This window comes from Sulfitobacter noctilucicola (assembly GCF_000622385.1).
Taxonomy (GTDB): domain Bacteria; phylum Pseudomonadota; class Alphaproteobacteria; order Rhodobacterales; family Rhodobacteraceae; genus Sulfitobacter; species Sulfitobacter noctilucicola.
Map to the genome: position 1 here is coordinate 209,438 of NZ_JASD01000008.1, position 15,766 is coordinate 225,203.

Here is a 15,766-nt window from a genome sequence, read left to right on the forward strand (position 1 = left end):
TCTGTCCAACCATACCAACCCTACAGGATTGCGCCATGCCCTTTGACCTTATCACCATCCCTTGTCTGTCGGATAATTACGCTTTCCTCTTGCGCGATCACGACAGTGGCAAGGTAGCGGTGGTCGACGTACCCGAAGCAGGCCCGATCAAAACCGAGCTTGAGGCGCGCGGGTGGACATTGGATCAGGTTTGGCTCACCCACCATCACTGGGATCATGTGGACGGGCTGGCTGATCTATTGGCCACCTATCCCGCGAAAGTCGTCGGGGCCTCTGCGGATGCTCACCGTTTGCCGCCGCTTGATCAAGCTGTCGCAGAAGGTGACACCGTTGTGCTCGGATCGCTCGAAGCTGAAGTCTTTGATGTATCCGGCCATACGGTTGGCCATATTGCGCTTTATGTTCCCAAAGCCAAATGTTGCTTCACCGCAGACAGCCTGATGGCGCTTGGATGTGGCCGTTTATTTGAGGGTACGCCTGCGCAAATGTGGGGAAGCATGCAAAAACTGATGGCCCTGCCGCGCGATACAACCATCTGTTCCGGCCACGAATACACCGCCTCGAATGCGAAATTTGCGCTGACGGTTGATCCGGACAATGCCGCCCTTATATCAAGGTCCAAAGACATCGAGGTGCGCCGTGAGAACGGAGAGCCGACGGTGCCATCGACCCTATCAACCGAACTTGACACAAATCCCTTCCTGCGCCCCGCCAACCCCGGCATCCGCGCCACACTGGGGATGCAAACCGCCTCTGACGCTGATGTTTTTGCCGAAATCCGCAAGCGCAAAGACAACTTTTAGATGCACGCGATGAGGCAAATCAACGTGATCACGGCATTTGTGAGCAGATTTTCAAAGAAAATGCTTGAAGATGAACCGGGATCAACCAAACTCTAATACTAAGAGACCATGGTCGGAGCGGGGTCCTGTTATACCACAGTTCCTCACCGACCCCACAGGATAAGGAGCACAGACGTGCCTTCATTCTCTACTACACTTGAGCAGGCAATCCATTCCGCGCTGGCCTTGGCAAACGCCCGCCGCCACGAATTTGCTACGCTGGAACATCTGCTGTTGTCGCTGATCGACGAGCCTGATGCCGTACAGGTGATGAAAGCCTGTTCCGTCGATGTGGACGAATTGCGCGATACCCTTGTTGAATTCGTCGACGAGGACCTGAGCAATCTGGTGACGGATGTGGACGGTTCCGAAGCGGTTCCAACGGCCGCATTCCAGCGCGTGATTCAGCGCGCAGCGATCCACGTACAATCCTCCGGCCGCACCGAAGTGACCGGCGCGAACGTGCTTGTCGCGATCTTTGCGGAGCGTGAAAGCAATGCCGCGTATTTCCTGCAAGAACAGGAAATGACGCGCTATGACGCCGTCAACTATATCGCACATGGTGTCGCCAAGGACCCTGCCTACGGTGAGGCGCGTCCCGTCGCCGGAGCACCCGAGCACGAGGAAGAAGCCCAAGGCGTCACGGACGGCGAAAAGAAAGAAACCGCGCTTGAGAAATACTGCGTGGATTTGAACGCCAAGTCGCGTGAGGGTAATATCGACCCACTGATCGGTCGGGACAGCGAAGTGGAGCGCTGCATTCAGGTTCTGTGCCGCCGCCGCAAAAATAACCCGCTGCTGGTGGGTGATCCGGGCGTGGGAAAGACTGCAATCGCCGAAGGTCTGGCACGCCAGATCGTCGCCGGGGAGACCCCCGAGGTGCTGGCCAATACCACCATCTTTTCGCTCGATATGGGTGCGCTTTTGGCTGGAACACGCTACCGCGGTGATTTTGAGGAACGTTTGAAGGCCGTCGTCACCGAATTGGAAGATCACGATGACGCCGTGCTGTTCATTGATGAAATCCATACCGTCATCGGTGCCGGTGCCACGTCAGGTGGTGCAATGGATGCCTCCAACCTTCTGAAACCCGCACTCGCGGGCGGCAAGTTGCGTACGATGGGGTCAACAACCTACAAGGAATTCCGTCAGCACTTCGAAAAGGACCGCGCGTTGTCTCGCCGGTTCCAGAAGATCGACGTGAACGAGCCTTCTGTCGAAGACGCACAGAAAATTCTCAAAGGCCTCAAGCCATACTTCGAGGAGCATCACGGGGTGAAATACACCTCTGATGCAATCAAGACGTCTGTAGAATTGGCCGCGCGGTATATCAATGATCGCAAACTGCCTGACAGCGCCATCGATGTGATCGATGAAGCGGGTGCGGCTCAGCATCTGGTCGTCGCCTCCAAGCGTCGCAAGACCATCGGCACAAAAGAGGTCGAAGCCGTTGTTGCCAAGATCGCGCGTATCCCGCCAAAGACCGTCAGCAAGGACGACGTTGTCGTGCTCAAGGACCTCGAAGCATCGCTCAAGCGGGTTGTATTTGGTCAGGACAAGGCTATCGAAGCGCTGGCATCCGCCATCAAGCTGGCCCGTGCCGGCCTGCGCGAGCCTGAAAAGCCCATCGGCAACTACTTGTTCGCAGGTCCAACCGGTGTGGGTAAGACCGAAGTGGCAAAGCAACTAGCGGATACGCTGGGTGTGGAACTGCTGCGCTTTGATATGTCCGAGTACATGGAGAAGCACGCGGTCTCCCGTTTGATCGGTGCCCCTCCCGGCTATGTGGGGTTTGATCAGGGCGGTATGCTCACTGATGGTGTGGACCAGCATCCGCACTGTGTGCTGTTGCTTGATGAGATGGAAAAAGCGCACCCTGACGTCTATAATATCCTGCTGCAGGTGATGGACCACGGCAAGCTGACAGATCACAACGGACGCACTGTTGATTTCCGGAATGTCGTAATCATCATGACATCAAACGCAGGTGCCTCCGAGCAAGCGAAGGAAGCTGTCGGCTTTGGTCGCGACCGTCGCACGGGTGAGGATACTGCAGCGATTGAACGGACGTTTACGCCTGAATTCCGCAACCGTCTGGATGCTGTGATTTCCTTTGCGGCACTGCCGAAAGAGGTGATCCTTCAGGTGGTTGAGAAGTTCGTGTTGCAGCTCGAAGCGCAGCTGATGGATCGCAACGTGACCTTTGAGCTGACCAAGAAAGCTGCCGAATGGCTTGCTGAAAAAGGCTATGATGACAAGATGGGGGCGCGTCCACTGGGCCGCGTCATTCAGGAACACATCAAGAAACCACTGGCCGAAGAGCTTCTGTTCGGCAAGCTGGCCAAAGGTGGCGTCGTCAAAGTCGGTGCCAAGAAAGGTGAGCTTGTGCTGACCATTCTTGATCCTGAAACGCGTAAGATCTCCGGTGATAAACCACCGCTTCTGACCGCAGAATGATCTGGCGGGGGCTTTGGGCCCTCGCCCTGCCCTTCGCCAGCTCTGTCATGGCGGAGGGTTTGGTCCTTGGATCCCCTGTGCAATGCACATTGGGCGAGGATTGCTACATCCAGCAATACATGGACCGCGATCCCGGTGAGGGCCATTCCGACTATCACTGCAAGGCGCTGAGCTATGATGGCCACAAGGGCACTGACTTTGCCCTTCCCACACGAGAAGCGATGGATGCAGGGGTAAACGTCGTTGCAGCTGCGGACGGTCGCGTACGCGGATTCCGCGACGGCATGGATGATACCGGTTATACCCCTGACACTGCCGCCGCCATCGAAGGCAAGGAATGCGGTAACGGCGTCGTGCTTGTTCATCCAGACGGATGGGAAACGCAGTATTGCCACCTCAAGAAAGGCAGCATTGCCATCCGAAATGATCAACAGGTAAAGCGCGGCGATGTCCTGGGCCAGATCGGTCAATCCGGACGCGCACAGTTCCCTCACCTGCATCTTTCAGTGCGTCAGGGCGGCAAACCGGTTGATCCTTTTGATCCCGACGGCTTTGTCACCTGCAATTCACCTGGCGACAGTACGCTGTGGGAACGGCCGCCGCTCTACCAGCCGGGCGGCTTGATCGACGTGGGAATTTCTGACGCTTTGCCCGAGTATGCGAGCGTCAAGGCAGGTAGTGTTGCTGCTGACACTTTGCCGCCAACCGCACCAGCGCTGGTCATCTACGGGTTCAGCTTTGGCACCCGAAAAGACGATGTGCTCTCGCTTGAAATCACAGGTCCCGAAGGCGAAGTTGTAAAGAAATCCAGTGTTATGGACCGCCCGCGCGCGCAAGGATTTCGGGCAGTCGGAAAGCGCCTCAGACGCGGCTCGACATGGCCTGAAGGGACATATCAAGGCACCGCCACGCTGAAGCGCGGCGATAAGATAATCAATTCGATGACGACACAAATCACGATCGAATAGAAACGAAAACCGCCCTCTTGAGCACTATTTTTCGGTGAACTTTAATTCGATGCGGCGGTTCTGCGCGCGCGCTGCATCGCTGCTGCCCGAAGCAACCGGCTGAAATTGACCGAAGCCATTGGCCGCCAACCTGTCAGGCGGAATACCGAGGAAGTTGATCATGTATTTCACAACGGACAAGGCACGCCCTTGGCTCAATTCCCAGTTATCCGCAAACTCGCCCGTACCAGAAAGCGGCACATTGTCCGTGTGACCATCCACACGGATCACCCAGTCAATCTCGCTTGGAATGTCGTCTGCAACGGAACGCAGAATATCTGCAACTTTGGCGATCTCACTGCGCCCCTCGCGGGACAAAACAGCGCCGCCCGGCGGAAACAGCACTTCCGAGGAAAAGACAAACCGGTCGCCCTCGATCCGTACACCTTCCTGCGCACCCAAAACATCACGCAGTCGGCCGAAAAACTCTGAACGGTACTGTTCCAGATCTTTGGTCTGTTCCTGCAATGCTGCCGCTTCGGCCTCCAAGCGCGCGCGCTCTGCCGCTTCCAGCTCGGCACGGCGGCGTTCTTCGGCCGCAACACGCGCAAGTGCCGTATTAAGATCGGAGCCAAGGGACTGCAATTGGATGTCCTTAGAAGCGTCACGCGCTTTCGCATCGTCCAAAAGCGCCTGCAACTCACCCAACTGCCCCCGCAAAGCTGCGACCTGCTGGTTGAGCACTTCTGTCTGCCGCTGCGCCTGCGCAGAGATCTCTTCTTCTTCGCTCAACGCGGCACGTGCGGCGGCGAGCAATGCGGCTTGGGTATCAGCCTGCGTCGTCTGGTCCTCGGCCGCTGCCTGCGCCGCCAAGCGTGCCGCGACCGCTGCGGCAAGTCTTTCGCGGAGGGTTTCGCGATCCGTCTCCAACGCCCTCGCTGCTTCCTCCTGCGCCGCTACTTGCGCGCGCAGTTGCTCCAAAGCTGAATTTGCAGTCTGCTCTGACTGCGCTGCCTGATCGGTCTGTTCAGCAAGCTGCGCACGCAACGCAGCCAGTTCGGCCTGCGCTTCTGATTCCGTCTGTGAAACGGTCTCGTTCAACGTCGCAACTTCCCCTTCAAGACGGGCGATTTCGGCGTTGGCTGCTGCCAGATCAGTTTGTGCCTGTGCGCCGGTTTGCGCTGCGATTTGTGCATCCTGCAAACGGATTAGCGCTTCGGCAAGCTTGGTGTCCGAATCACCACTGGCTGCTCGTGCTGCTGCCAGTAATGTAAGAGTTTCTTCGGCCTCGGCGCGTTGCGCTTCGAGCGCCAGTGTCATCGCCGTCAGCTCTGCATCCGCATTGGCCAACCGCTCACGCAAGGCTTCGGCCGCTGCTGCTTCGGCAATCCGCGCGGTCTCCTCTGCGCTCAGCTCCTCGGCCGCTGCCTCAATTTGACCCTCCAGCTCCGCAACAAGCGCGTCGCTCTGTGCGTTCCGCGCCCTCAGATCTGCAACAAGCGCGTCGAGCGCCTCACGGCGAGCAGCTGCAAGACGAGCGGCTTCGGCTTGTGCGTCGACTTCCGTACGGGCGGTTGCAAGCGCGAGATCAAGCGCCTCCTGCTCACTCAGCAACTGCGCCTCCCGCGCCTCAAGGGTATCGATTTCTGTAGCGGCTTGCTGGTTCTGGGCCAACAATCCTGCGACCTGAGCTTCGAAAGAAGTGATCTGGGCTTCAGCAGTAGCCAACTCGGCAGCGCCCGCATCCCGTTCAGCTGTCAGCGAAGCAATCAGCGCTTCCTGCTGTGTCGCACGCGCCTGCGCAGTATCAAGCGATGCAGACAGCGCGCCCAACCGCGCTTCGAGCTGGGCGTTAGAGGTTTCCTCCAGCCCCAAAGCCTGCGCCAGTGCGGCAACCTCTCCCGACAGCGCGTCCAGCTCGCTTTCCTGACCTGTGATGCGTTCAGTCAAAACAAACTGCACCACCATAAAAATGGTCAGCACAAACATCAGGACAAGCAAAAGCCCCGTCATCGCATCTACAAATCCGGGCCAGATAGAGCCTTGAAACCGCGCACCCGTCCGACGGGATAGAGCCATCTAGCGCTCTCCTCCGCCCGGTTTTTCAGGGGTTCGCACACGGCGCGCGGGGGCACCCACGCGCCCGCCGGAAACCGCTTTGGCAAGCAGTGAAATATCATGACGCAGCTCGGCCATTGTTTCCTGACGGCCAGCCGATATTTCTTCCAGAATGCGCAGCATCTGTACGTCGATAGAGCGCAGGCGCATCCGGCTTTCCGCATCAATACCTTCGCCGTCCTGCTCTTCCAGAACAGAAATCATGCGTTCCTGTCCCGATGCAATCTGGGCAAGGGCCGCAGCAGAGGCATCATCGCGGTCCATTCGTTCGGTCATCCGGTCAACGGCATCCGCCAGTTTGCCCAACTTTTCGTCAAGGCCGGCGCGGCCCTCTTCGGATTTGGCAAACAGTCCGCCAAGGGCATCCAACTGCTGCGTCATCTGTTCGGACATGTGATCGACAACACCTGCCATCGCTGCCTGTTCGCCCGTTGCATCATCACCCGCACTGAACCCGACACGGGTGATCGAGCTGAGCCAATCCTCAAGTTCCTGATAGAATCGGTTCTGGCCGTGGCCCGCGAACAATTCCAGCAACCCGACAACAAGCGACCCCGCAAGACCCAGCAATGACGACCCGAAGGCCACCCCCATGCCGCCTAGCTGCGCCTCAAGGCCGGTCATCAATTTGGAAAAGACGTCCACGCCATCTTCACCCTCGGAAGGGGCAAGGCTTCGGATCGTGTCAACAACCGCCGGAACCGTGGTCGCAAGGCCATAGAATGTACCCAGAAGGCCGAGGAAGATCAGCATGTTGACGATGTAGCGGGTGATCTCCCGCGCCTCATCAATACGGGTCGACACGGAATCGAGGATAGATCGGGTAGAGCTTGCGTTAACCTGCATTCGCGCACCACGCGTACGCAACAAGGACGCCAGCGGTGCCAGAAGCTGTGGCGCGACCGTTTCAGGATCAGGCTTCTCAGAGGCGAAATTTTCGATCCAGCGTACCGACCCAACCAATTGATAAACCTGATAGAAACAAGCCAACACGCCGATGAAGAACACCAGAATGATCACGCCGTTCAAATAAGGATTGGCCGCAAAAATCGGATATACCGACGGCAGCGCCAAAAACGCGCCAAATCCGGTCAGGGCCAATACGATCAGCATCAGCGAAATCTGACGGACCGGTTGGGAAAATTGTGGTCGCTCTGTGCGCTCTGTTTGCGCCATTAGGTCGCTGCTCCTGACCCCGATTTACCGCTTTGTCCTTTGTTTACACTAAATTGGACATGGTTTGCCAAGCTTTTATCCTGTAAGCGTTTTTACCCGATCACTCAGCCATGAAAGGTCCGGATCATGCAAACCGACCTGCGTCAGGTGATCAGCAGTATTGTACAGGTATTCGGTGTTCGGCCCACGCCCGCCAACTGCCTTGGCGATGATCTGTGCTTGCTCTTCCAAAGGCAGTCCGCCGCAGTATTGCTCATGTGTTTCATCAATCACATAAACCACGGCTTGGACGTCGCTGCCGGTTTCCAGGGTGATCTCAAGGTTCTTTTCCAGATAGGCGGATGACACCAGTTCACGCTCGCGCAGATAGGCAAGCGTTCCATCCTCCTGCCCCGGCATCACGCGTAGCGCGATCCCTTTGCAAACTGCAGCGGGCTGTGAATCCAGCGCCAGCACAAGGCCCGGATCAGCCACCGTACCGCGGTGATGGATTGAGCGCATGCAGAAGGACCGCGCATACCCTGGCAGCGTAGCAACCATACTCTCGGCAACCTCGAAACCGGGGTTCCACAAGAGCGATCCATATCCGAAAACCCACATTGCCATGCTGCTGGTCCTTTCCTACTTGCTTGCGTAAACCGTATTTGCAGGCCGAGTTAAAGGGGCAAGGGATGCGCAGATTGATCTGGGTAACGGGCGTGTTTGCTCTGATATGGACGGGTGCATGGTTCGCCGCTGCATTTTTGATCCGCGAGAGCCTCGAAAACACAGAAAGTGTCGCTGTCGAAGCAGTTGAGGTTTCAGGCTTTCCGCTCGCCTTGAATATCAGAATGGACAGCCCTCGATTTGCCGCTCCATCCGGTCAAATCAACCTCGATACGCAAGAACTTACAATCACTTCGCCCGCATGGTGGCCGCTCAACGCGACCCTGCGACTGCCTTCGGACATGCTTCGCGTTACGCATACCGGACAACGCTTTGAATTGCTGACGATGAACGCGTCAGTCGGGTCCAAAATTCGTCCGACTGCCGCACTGGAGCTTAGTTCGGTCGCCCTCCAGAGCGGTGAATGGACACTCAATGGCTTCGAACAACGTCTTGTCGGGGGCGCAGCGATCGGGTTCGCGCTGCAGCAAGTTGACCAGCGTCCGACACAATATGACTGGGTCGGGAACTTGGACGCCCTGAGCCTCGGCCCTACACTGCGCGCGTTAATCAACGTCCCGGCTGATTGGCCTTCCGCGCTATCGGCAATGGCTGCGCAGGGCACCATCCGTTTTGAGGAACCGCTGAGCAGGCACCACCTTGATGGCCCGCCGCCAAAGCCTCGCGCCCTTGTGATCGAGAAGGCTCAGGCGGTCTGGGGCAGCAGCGAAGTAGAGCTTGAAGGCAAGATCGAAATTGATGCCCGCGGGGTGCCAGAAGGTGATCTTTCGCTGTTCGTCAAAAACTGGCGGGCGCTTTATCTCATGATCCCAGTCCCGCTTCCTGTTCAGGCAGAGATCATGCTGAATGCCTTGGCCAACATCGGCGGTAACCCTGAAACGATGGATCTGACACTCAGTTTTCGCGATGGAGTTGCTTTTCTTGGACCAATTGCACTGGGTCCAGTACCGCCTTTGGTGATGCGCTGACTATTTGCAATAGCTGCCTGAGCGGTAGCGTGCCGTATCGAAATGAAAATGATCGCGGTGAAACCGGTTCGCGTTCGGGCCCAGCACCGTCCCGAAAGGACCGCAGGCCCCCTTATGCATCCGCCGCATCGCGGATGAAAACCGCGCAGCATTCCATCCTTTAAGAACACTGACCTCTGTGCCGTCCCGCAGCTTGAAGGCCGAAATATCAATCGCTCGGCCTTTGCCGTGCTCAGACAGCTTCGCGCCTTTCTGGTTGTTGCGCGTACGGCAGGCATAGTGAGCGGCAACGCGCAGAGTTTGCAGCCCGCCCCCCTGTTTCGCCAACGCCGGCTTGGCTGACCCGTCGAGCCAGTTTTTGATCGCTGATGCCGTCTGGCAATCCATGACAGACTTCTGACTTAGCCCGACGCCTGACACAGACCGCACGCGCACCGCGTTCTCAATCACGCAACCACGTATTTTGCCGGTTACACGCCCGACAACTTCGCCCTGAATGGCGACATCACCACAAACGGCCCCCTGCTCGCGCAGCTTTTTCAGCGCGCGACCCTCACGGGCGACCTTCTTTGTGCGAAAGAACGGTCGGAGCGAAGAGAATAATCCGCCTCCGGTCTTGGCATTCTCTTGCTGCGTGCTTTGGGCAGGCTGAGCAATTGCACCCGACTGCTCTAGCGTGACAGGCTGCTGGGCAGAGTTTCCACCGCGCGACGTCGGCCGCAAAGAGGCCGCAGGGTCTGCCGCAATAGCTGCATCCGCGCTGATGATCAGCACAGACAGCACTGCCGCCCTAATCACGGTTGTTTGCCTGCTTGACGTCCGAAGTTCGGCGCATCGGTATCCTGCCCCGCCTCAATAATACTGCGGCGAATGGCCCGGGTCCGTGTGAAATAGGCATGCAGGTGCTCTCCGTCGCCCTGCCGGATGGCACGTTGAAGCGCAAAAAGCTCTTCTGTGAAACGGCCCAGAATTTCCAGCGTTGCGTCCTTGTTAGACAGGAAAACGTCGCGCCACATGGTTGGGTCGGAGGCTGCAATCCGGGTGAAATCACGGAAGCCTGCGGCTGAATATTTAATGACTTCGGTGTCTGTCACCCGCCGCAGGTCATCGGCGACACCAACCATCGTGTAAGCAATCAGGTGGGGCGCATGGCTGGTCACCGCAAGCACAAGGTCATGGTGCTCGGCGTCCATTTCCTCGACAAAAGAACCCAGTCCTTCCCAGAAACTACGCAGTTTGCCGACGGCTTCAGGGTCGCTGCCTTCCGCTGGAACGATAAGGCACCAACGACTGTCAAAAAGTTCTGCAAAACCAGATGTCGGACCTGAATGTTCGGTTCCGGCAAGAGGGTGCGCTGGGACAAAGTGAACATTATCAGGCAGATGCGGCGCGACTTGTGCAATGACGTCAGCCTTTACCGAGCCGACATCAGTGACGGTCGCCCCCGCTTTCAGGTAAGGAGCCAGCTCGGCCGCGACCGCGCCCATGACGCCCACCGGCACACAAAGAACAACGAGGTCCGCGCCTTCGACTGTATCCGCGACGTTGTCGTAGATCCGATCGCACAAGCCGACTTCCTGCGCCGCTGCCCGTGTTTCGGCGGAACGTGAGGTACCAACGACTTCGCCCGCCAGACCGCCGCGTTTGATCGCCCAGAACATGGAAGACGCAATAAGGCCAAGCCCGATGAGGGCGACCTTGTCATATATCTGAGCCATCTGCGCCCCCGTCTTTGAATTGGCGCACAGCATGCACGACCCGACGGCACGAGGATTCGTCACCAACCGTGATCCGCAGGCAATTTGGCAAATTGTAACTTGAAACAGGGCGTACAAGCAGACCCTGTGATTTGAGATGCTCGTTGCAGGCTTCGGCCTCGTCAGCCGATGCAAAACGGGCAAGCACGAAGTTTGTGCAAGACACGTCCGATGGCACACCGATTTCAGCCAAGGCATCCGCCATCCACCCCCGCCAGCGCGCATTTTCCGTCCGGCAGTGATCGACATAGGCGGTATCGCGGATCGCCGCCTCGGCGGCGTTCAGCGCCGCCTGGCTGACGTTGAAGGGACCACGCACACGGTTGAGAACGTCCAGCACATGCTGCGGGCCATAGCCCCACCCCACACGCAAACCGCCCAAGCCGTAAATCTTGGAAAACGTCCGTGTCATGATGACGTTGTCGCGCGCATCTACGAGCGCCGCACCACCATCGTAGCCTTCGACATACTCCGCATACGCGCCATCCAGAACAAGCAACGCCTGCTCTGGCAAACCAGCGGCCAGCCGAGCAACCTCTGCCGCGCCGATCATCGTGCCGGTGGGATTGTTCGGATTTGCCATGAAGACAAGGCGCGTTTTTTCCGTGCACGCCGCCAACAATGCATCGACATCTGTCACCCGCTCGCGCTCTGCCACCTCTACAGGCGTGGCACCCGCCGCAAGCGCATTGATACGGTACATCCCGAAGCCGTGCTCGGTATGAACGACTTCGGTGTCCGGCCCTGCATAGGCCTGACACAAAAACGCAATGATCTCGTCTGATCCGGCACCGCAGATAATCCGTTCCGGATCGAGGCCCAGCACAGCGCCGATGGCGGCGCGCAGTGGTGCGTGGTCGGAAGACGGGTAGCGATGCAGGTCATAGGCCGCACGACGGAACGCCTCGATCGCTTTGTCGCATGGCCCCAGCGGGTTCTCATTCGACGAAAGCTTGACGACGTTTTCAACGCCGTTCACGTGGGCCGCACCACCTTGGTACAGAGTGATGTCCATAATGCCGGGTTGTGGCGTGATCTTGTTCATATCAACGTCCCTTAAGCGGTTTCAACGTCTTCTAGCGGGGCTCATGCTGTGCTGCCAGCAACAAATGAAAAAGGCTGCGGCGGTTTCCCGTCGCAGCCTTTGATAATCTGGCTTGGAATGTGTGGCGAAGATTAGTTCTTCGCGTAGAATTCCACGACGAGGTTTGGTTCCATCATGACCGGATACGGCACGTCGCCAAGGCTTGGCGTGCGCACGAATGTCGCGGTCATTTTGGAGTGATCTGCATCGATGTAATCAGGAACGTCACGCTCTGCCAGCTGTGTTGCCTCAAGAAGCGCCACCATCTGCTTGGAACGGTCACGTACTTCGATCACGTCACCTTCTTTTACACGGTAGGAAGGGATGTTCACCTTCTTGCCGTTAACACGGACGTGGCCGTGGTTCACGAACTGACGTGCAGCAAATACTGTGGCCACGAACTTGGCACGATACACAACCGCGTCCAGACGACGCTCCAGCAGACCGATCAGGTTTTCACCTGTATCGCCTTTAACACGCTCGGCTTCGCCGTAGATGCGGCGGAACTGCTTTTCGGTCAGGTCGCCATAGTAGCCCTTGAGCTTCTGCTTGGCGCGCAGCTGGATACCAAAGTCGGAAATTTTGCCCTTGCGGCGCTGACCGTGCTGCCCGGGGCCATATTCGCGGCGGTTTACGGGGGACTTTGGACGGCCCCAGATGTTTTCGCCCATGCGGCGGTCAAGTTTGTGCTTGGCAGCGGTGCGTTTGGTCACGGCTGTTCTCCTTTAGATATGTAAAGGGCGTTGTCCTTTGGGCGAACCCCGACAGGCATCCCCTTGCGGGGGCCACCAACACCAATGAATGCGCGCTTATACGGGCGATTGGGCGGGAGTCAATGAACTAATCTTCTGTTCGTAACAACACCCGTCCCTATTCACGAAAAATGCCCCGCACACAAAGGGCGCGGGGCGAGGCAGACCAGTTGGGCGTGCGGAAAAACACGCATCTGATCGACAGGGAGGCCGTAAGAAAAGTGGACGCGGATCAGAGGGGGGGGGGACCGGGTAAATAGAGGTCAGACCCGCGCACACATCGTAAAATAGTAAGAAAAAAAGAGGCAGGACACGGCGACTGGTAATTCAGTGCCTTTCTTGTGTGCCCTGCCCGTCGCTAAAATGTGACAGAACCTTATCGGAGCCTGTGTTGAACGATCAGAAATCGCTGCTCAACCAAACTGCACGTTTGTATCACCAACGTGACACCGACAGGTCAGAAGCTGAATAAAGCCGCAATCTGCAGGGAAATGTGGGAAGGTTTATGCAACGGCTCGCTCCTTTGACTTAATAGTTTCGCTTCAAGAGAGGCTGATCTCGGGGAGGGTGCCCTTGGTCTGCATCTCTTGGGATTAAACTATGGAATCAAAGCTCACGGGTCTGTGAAGCAGGTCACATAAGCAAAATAAAAATGAAAAAGTTGAAACTTTCTGGGATTTCAAACGTCTTCGAAGCCTGCGACCTGCCGCAAAGCCTCCCGGTCAAGCACCGTAAGCTTACCGCGGCCGGTCTCGACCATTCCGTGAAGCTTCCAGACAGAAAGTGTTTTGGACACAGCTTCTCTGGTGGCACCGGTGAAATCGGCAAGCTCTGTCTGGGACAGGCGGAAAGTACCGTCGGCATTGCCCGTTTCAGCCGTGAGATGAAGCAACTTGCGCGCCAGACGCGCGGGCAGCGCCAGAAAAACATACTCGTGCAGTTGCATGTTCATCCAACGCATCCGCTCCCCTGCCAGGCGCAAAAGCTCTAGCGATAATTCGGGCGATTTCTGGATCGTGCGCAGCAGGTCTTCGTTGCGCACCTGATACAACTTGCACGGCTCCATAGTCGTTGCCGTAGCGGTGCGGGGGCCGGGATCAAACAATGCGATTTCGCCAAACACGGCACCTTTGCGCATAATCTCAAGGCCAAGTTTGCGCCCGTCGTCCCAAATCACAGAAATCTCGACCGACCCTTCCCCGACCACATAAAGGGCATCCCCTTCATCGTACTCGGAAAACAGGACAGCGTTGGCTGGCAGGTCAATCGCGACAGAGATGCTGTTCATCATCTCCAAGAGGTCCGGCGACGCCGCCTTGAGAAAGCCGGTTTCGGGCAACATACTAGAATCTCCCACAATTCCTGAACCTGAACGCTACCACAGGCAGGCAACGTGTTCATAGTCCTGTGGAGCGGCGCGCCCTTAGCCCTGCCGTGCGAGCGCGCGGCACGTTGGGTGTTGGGGACAGCTCACAAGGTGGTCGTTGATGAGCCCGCACGCCTGCATCCACGCATAGACAATCGTTGGGCCGCAAAATTTGAAGCCTTCTTTCTTCAGGTCCTTCGATATTTGTTCTGACAAGGCCGTCTTGGGTGGAACCTCTGCCAACGAAGGCCACGCGTTCTGAATCGGTGTGCCCCCGACATAGTTCCACATGAACCTGTCAAAACCGATCCGCTGCTCCACACTCTGCCACGCGCGCGCATTATTGATGGTCGCCTCGATCTTGCCGCGATGCCGGATGATGCCTTCGTTCTGCAATAGCCGCGCGACCTCATCATCACCCCAGCCTGCGATCACATCGGGATCAAAGCCTTCAAACGCCGCACGGAAGTTGTCGCGCTTTTTGAGGATCGTGATCCAGCTCAGACCTGCCTGAAATCCGTCGAGGATCAGTTTCTCCCACAATGCCCTGCTATCGTACTCTGGCACGCCCCACTCCGTATCGTGATAATCCTTGTAGATCTGCTCTGATCCTGCCCAGCCGCACCGTTCCATCGCTTGTTCCCCCTCATGCGATCAAAACGTTCAAATTCGTTTCAATCGTCGTTTTTAACCCGCTCTTATCTCTTTCGGGACAATGCTGGAGGCAGGGCAACAGAAAGTAAATCACCGTGGTCAACCGCATCAAAAATCGTTTTGCCGACATACCTGCAGGAAGCGACAATCCGATCAACTATGCGGTGGCCCAGCGTGACAAGAATATCGTCGAAATGGTCGCTGATGCAGTCGCGCACAAGCAAACATTGCTGGCATATCAGCCGGTGATGCGTGCCAGTAGCCCGACAAAGGTTGCCTTTTACGAAGGATTGATTCGCATCCTTGATGCGACAGGGCGCGTTATTCCTGCGAAAGATTTCATTTCAGCAATCGAAACCACCGAACTGGGCCGCGAGATCGATGTGCTGGCCCTGCGCATGGGCATGCAAGCCTTGCGATGCACCCCTGGTCTTCGGCTGTCGATAAATATGTCTGCCCGGTCCATTGGCTACGGCGCATGGACAAAGACGCTCATGCGGCATCTGAAACAGGACCCCACCATTGGAGAGCGCCTTATACTGGAGATCACCGAAAGCTCTGCGATGCTTGTGCCGGAACTTGTCGTCGACTTCATGGATGAATTGCAACCTCACGGTGTCTGCTTTGCACTGGATGATTTCGGAGCGGGTTACACCGCGATCCGGTATTTTAAGGACTTTTACTTCGACATCCTGAAAATTGACGGCCAATTCGTCCGCGGGATTGCTCAAAATCCTGATACCCGCGCGATCACAGCGGCACTTTTGTCCATTGCGGAACATTTTGACATGCTGACAGTCGCGGAATCGGTAGAAAACAAAGAGGACGCGGCGCTCTTGTCCGAAATGGGTGTGGATTGCCTTCAAGGCTACTATTACAGCGCTCCGACGGTGCATCCGGCATGGATGCGCGGCCTACAGGCAAAGGCAGGCTGACGATATCGTATGGTTTGGCCTCTGGATTGATCTGGCTCAGTTGC

14 protein-coding genes are annotated in these 15,766 nt (G+C 57.1%); 5 read left to right on the top strand and 9 right to left on the bottom strand.

Annotated features, from left to right (window positions below; translation table 11 throughout):
* The first annotated feature begins 35 nt into the window (after positions 1–35).
* The 3 genes from gloB (at position 36) to Z946_RS0104535 (ending at position 4,267) form a co-directional block, all read left to right on the top strand.
* A complete protein-coding gene (gene gloB, locus Z946_RS0104520) occupies positions 36–803 on the top strand; it encodes a hydroxyacylglutathione hydrolase (RefSeq protein ID WP_025054546.1) in 768 nt (255 codons plus the stop codon).
* Positions 804–977: 174 nt separating this feature from the next.
* A complete protein-coding gene (clpA, locus tag Z946_RS0104530; RefSeq protein ID WP_025054547.1) occupies positions 978–3,299 on the top strand; it encodes an ATP-dependent Clp protease ATP-binding subunit ClpA in 2,322 nt (773 codons plus the stop codon).
* A 47-nt stretch (positions 3,300–3,346) separates the two neighbouring features.
* Positions 3,347–4,267 (top strand): M23 family metallopeptidase, encoded by a 921-nt coding sequence (locus tag Z946_RS0104535; RefSeq protein WP_241461298.1) that lies wholly within the window; start codon positions 3,347–3,349, stop codon positions 4,265–4,267.
* 24 nt (positions 4,268–4,291) lie between these two features.
* Here Z946_RS0104535 and Z946_RS0104540 read toward each other — a convergent pair whose 3' ends face one another.
* The 3 genes from Z946_RS0104540 to Z946_RS0104550 all read right to left on the bottom strand — a co-directional run bounded on the left by Z946_RS0104540 (position 4,292) and on the right by Z946_RS0104550 (position 8,146).
* Positions 4,292–6,325 carry a peptidoglycan -binding protein gene (locus Z946_RS0104540; RefSeq protein WP_025054549.1) on the bottom strand — a complete coding sequence of 678 codons (2,034 nt, stop codon included), beginning with the start codon at positions 6,323–6,325 and terminating at the stop codon, positions 4,292–4,294.
* On the bottom strand, positions 6,326–7,540 hold the full coding sequence (locus Z946_RS0104545) for a biopolymer transporter ExbB (RefSeq protein ID WP_025054550.1): 1,215 nt from the start codon (positions 7,538–7,540) through the stop codon (positions 6,326–6,328).
* A gap of 75 nt (positions 7,541–7,615) precedes the next feature.
* Positions 7,616–8,146 carry a gamma-glutamylcyclotransferase gene (locus Z946_RS0104550; protein WP_025054551.1) on the bottom strand — a complete coding sequence of 177 codons (531 nt, stop codon included), beginning with the start codon at positions 8,144–8,146 and terminating at the stop codon, positions 7,616–7,618.
* 65 nt (positions 8,147–8,211) lie between these two features.
* Between Z946_RS0104550 and Z946_RS0104555 the strand changes: the two genes are divergently transcribed.
* Positions 8,212–9,174 carry a DUF2125 domain-containing protein gene (locus Z946_RS0104555; protein WP_025054552.1) on the top strand — a complete coding sequence of 321 codons (963 nt, stop codon included), beginning with the start codon at positions 8,212–8,214 and terminating at the stop codon, positions 9,172–9,174.
* Here Z946_RS0104555 and Z946_RS0104560 read toward each other — a convergent pair whose 3' ends face one another.
* From Z946_RS0104560 to Z946_RS0104585, 6 genes are all read right to left on the bottom strand, one after another.
* Positions 9,175–9,972 (bottom strand): extensin-like domain-containing protein, encoded by a 798-nt coding sequence (locus Z946_RS0104560; RefSeq protein ID WP_025054553.1) that lies wholly within the window; start codon positions 9,970–9,972, stop codon positions 9,175–9,177. It abuts the gene before it with no gap.
* Positions 9,969–10,892 (bottom strand): prephenate/arogenate dehydrogenase family protein, encoded by a 924-nt coding sequence (locus Z946_RS0104565; RefSeq protein WP_025054554.1) that lies wholly within the window; start codon positions 10,890–10,892, stop codon positions 9,969–9,971. Before Z946_RS0104565 ends, Z946_RS0104560 begins: the two co-directional genes overlap by 4 nt.
* On the bottom strand, positions 10,876–11,976 hold the full coding sequence (hisC, locus tag Z946_RS0104570) for a histidinol-phosphate transaminase (protein WP_025054555.1): 1,101 nt from the start codon (positions 11,974–11,976) through the stop codon (positions 10,876–10,878). Before hisC ends, Z946_RS0104565 begins: the two co-directional genes overlap by 17 nt.
* A 131-nt stretch (positions 11,977–12,107) precedes the next feature.
* Complete coding sequence (gene rpsD / locus Z946_RS0104575; RefSeq protein ID WP_025054556.1) at positions 12,108–12,728, bottom strand: 30S ribosomal protein S4; 621 nt, start codon at positions 12,726–12,728, stop codon at positions 12,108–12,110.
* Between the two features lie 718 nt (positions 12,729–13,446).
* Complete coding sequence (locus tag Z946_RS0104580) at positions 13,447–14,109, bottom strand: Crp/Fnr family transcriptional regulator (RefSeq protein WP_025054557.1); 663 nt, start codon at positions 14,107–14,109, stop codon at positions 13,447–13,449.
* A gap of 81 nt (positions 14,110–14,190) precedes the next feature.
* The gene (locus tag Z946_RS0104585; RefSeq protein WP_025054558.1) at positions 14,191–14,766 is read right to left on the bottom strand and encodes a DNA-3-methyladenine glycosylase I; all 576 of its coding nucleotides are present in this window, start codon (positions 14,764–14,766) and stop codon (positions 14,191–14,193) included.
* 116 nt (positions 14,767–14,882) lie between these two features.
* Between Z946_RS0104585 and Z946_RS0104590 the strand changes: the two genes are divergently transcribed.
* Positions 14,883–15,722, top strand: coding sequence for an EAL domain-containing protein (locus tag Z946_RS0104590; RefSeq protein ID WP_025054559.1), 840 nt, complete (start codon positions 14,883–14,885; stop codon positions 15,720–15,722).
* Positions 15,723–15,766: the final 44 nt, after the last annotated feature.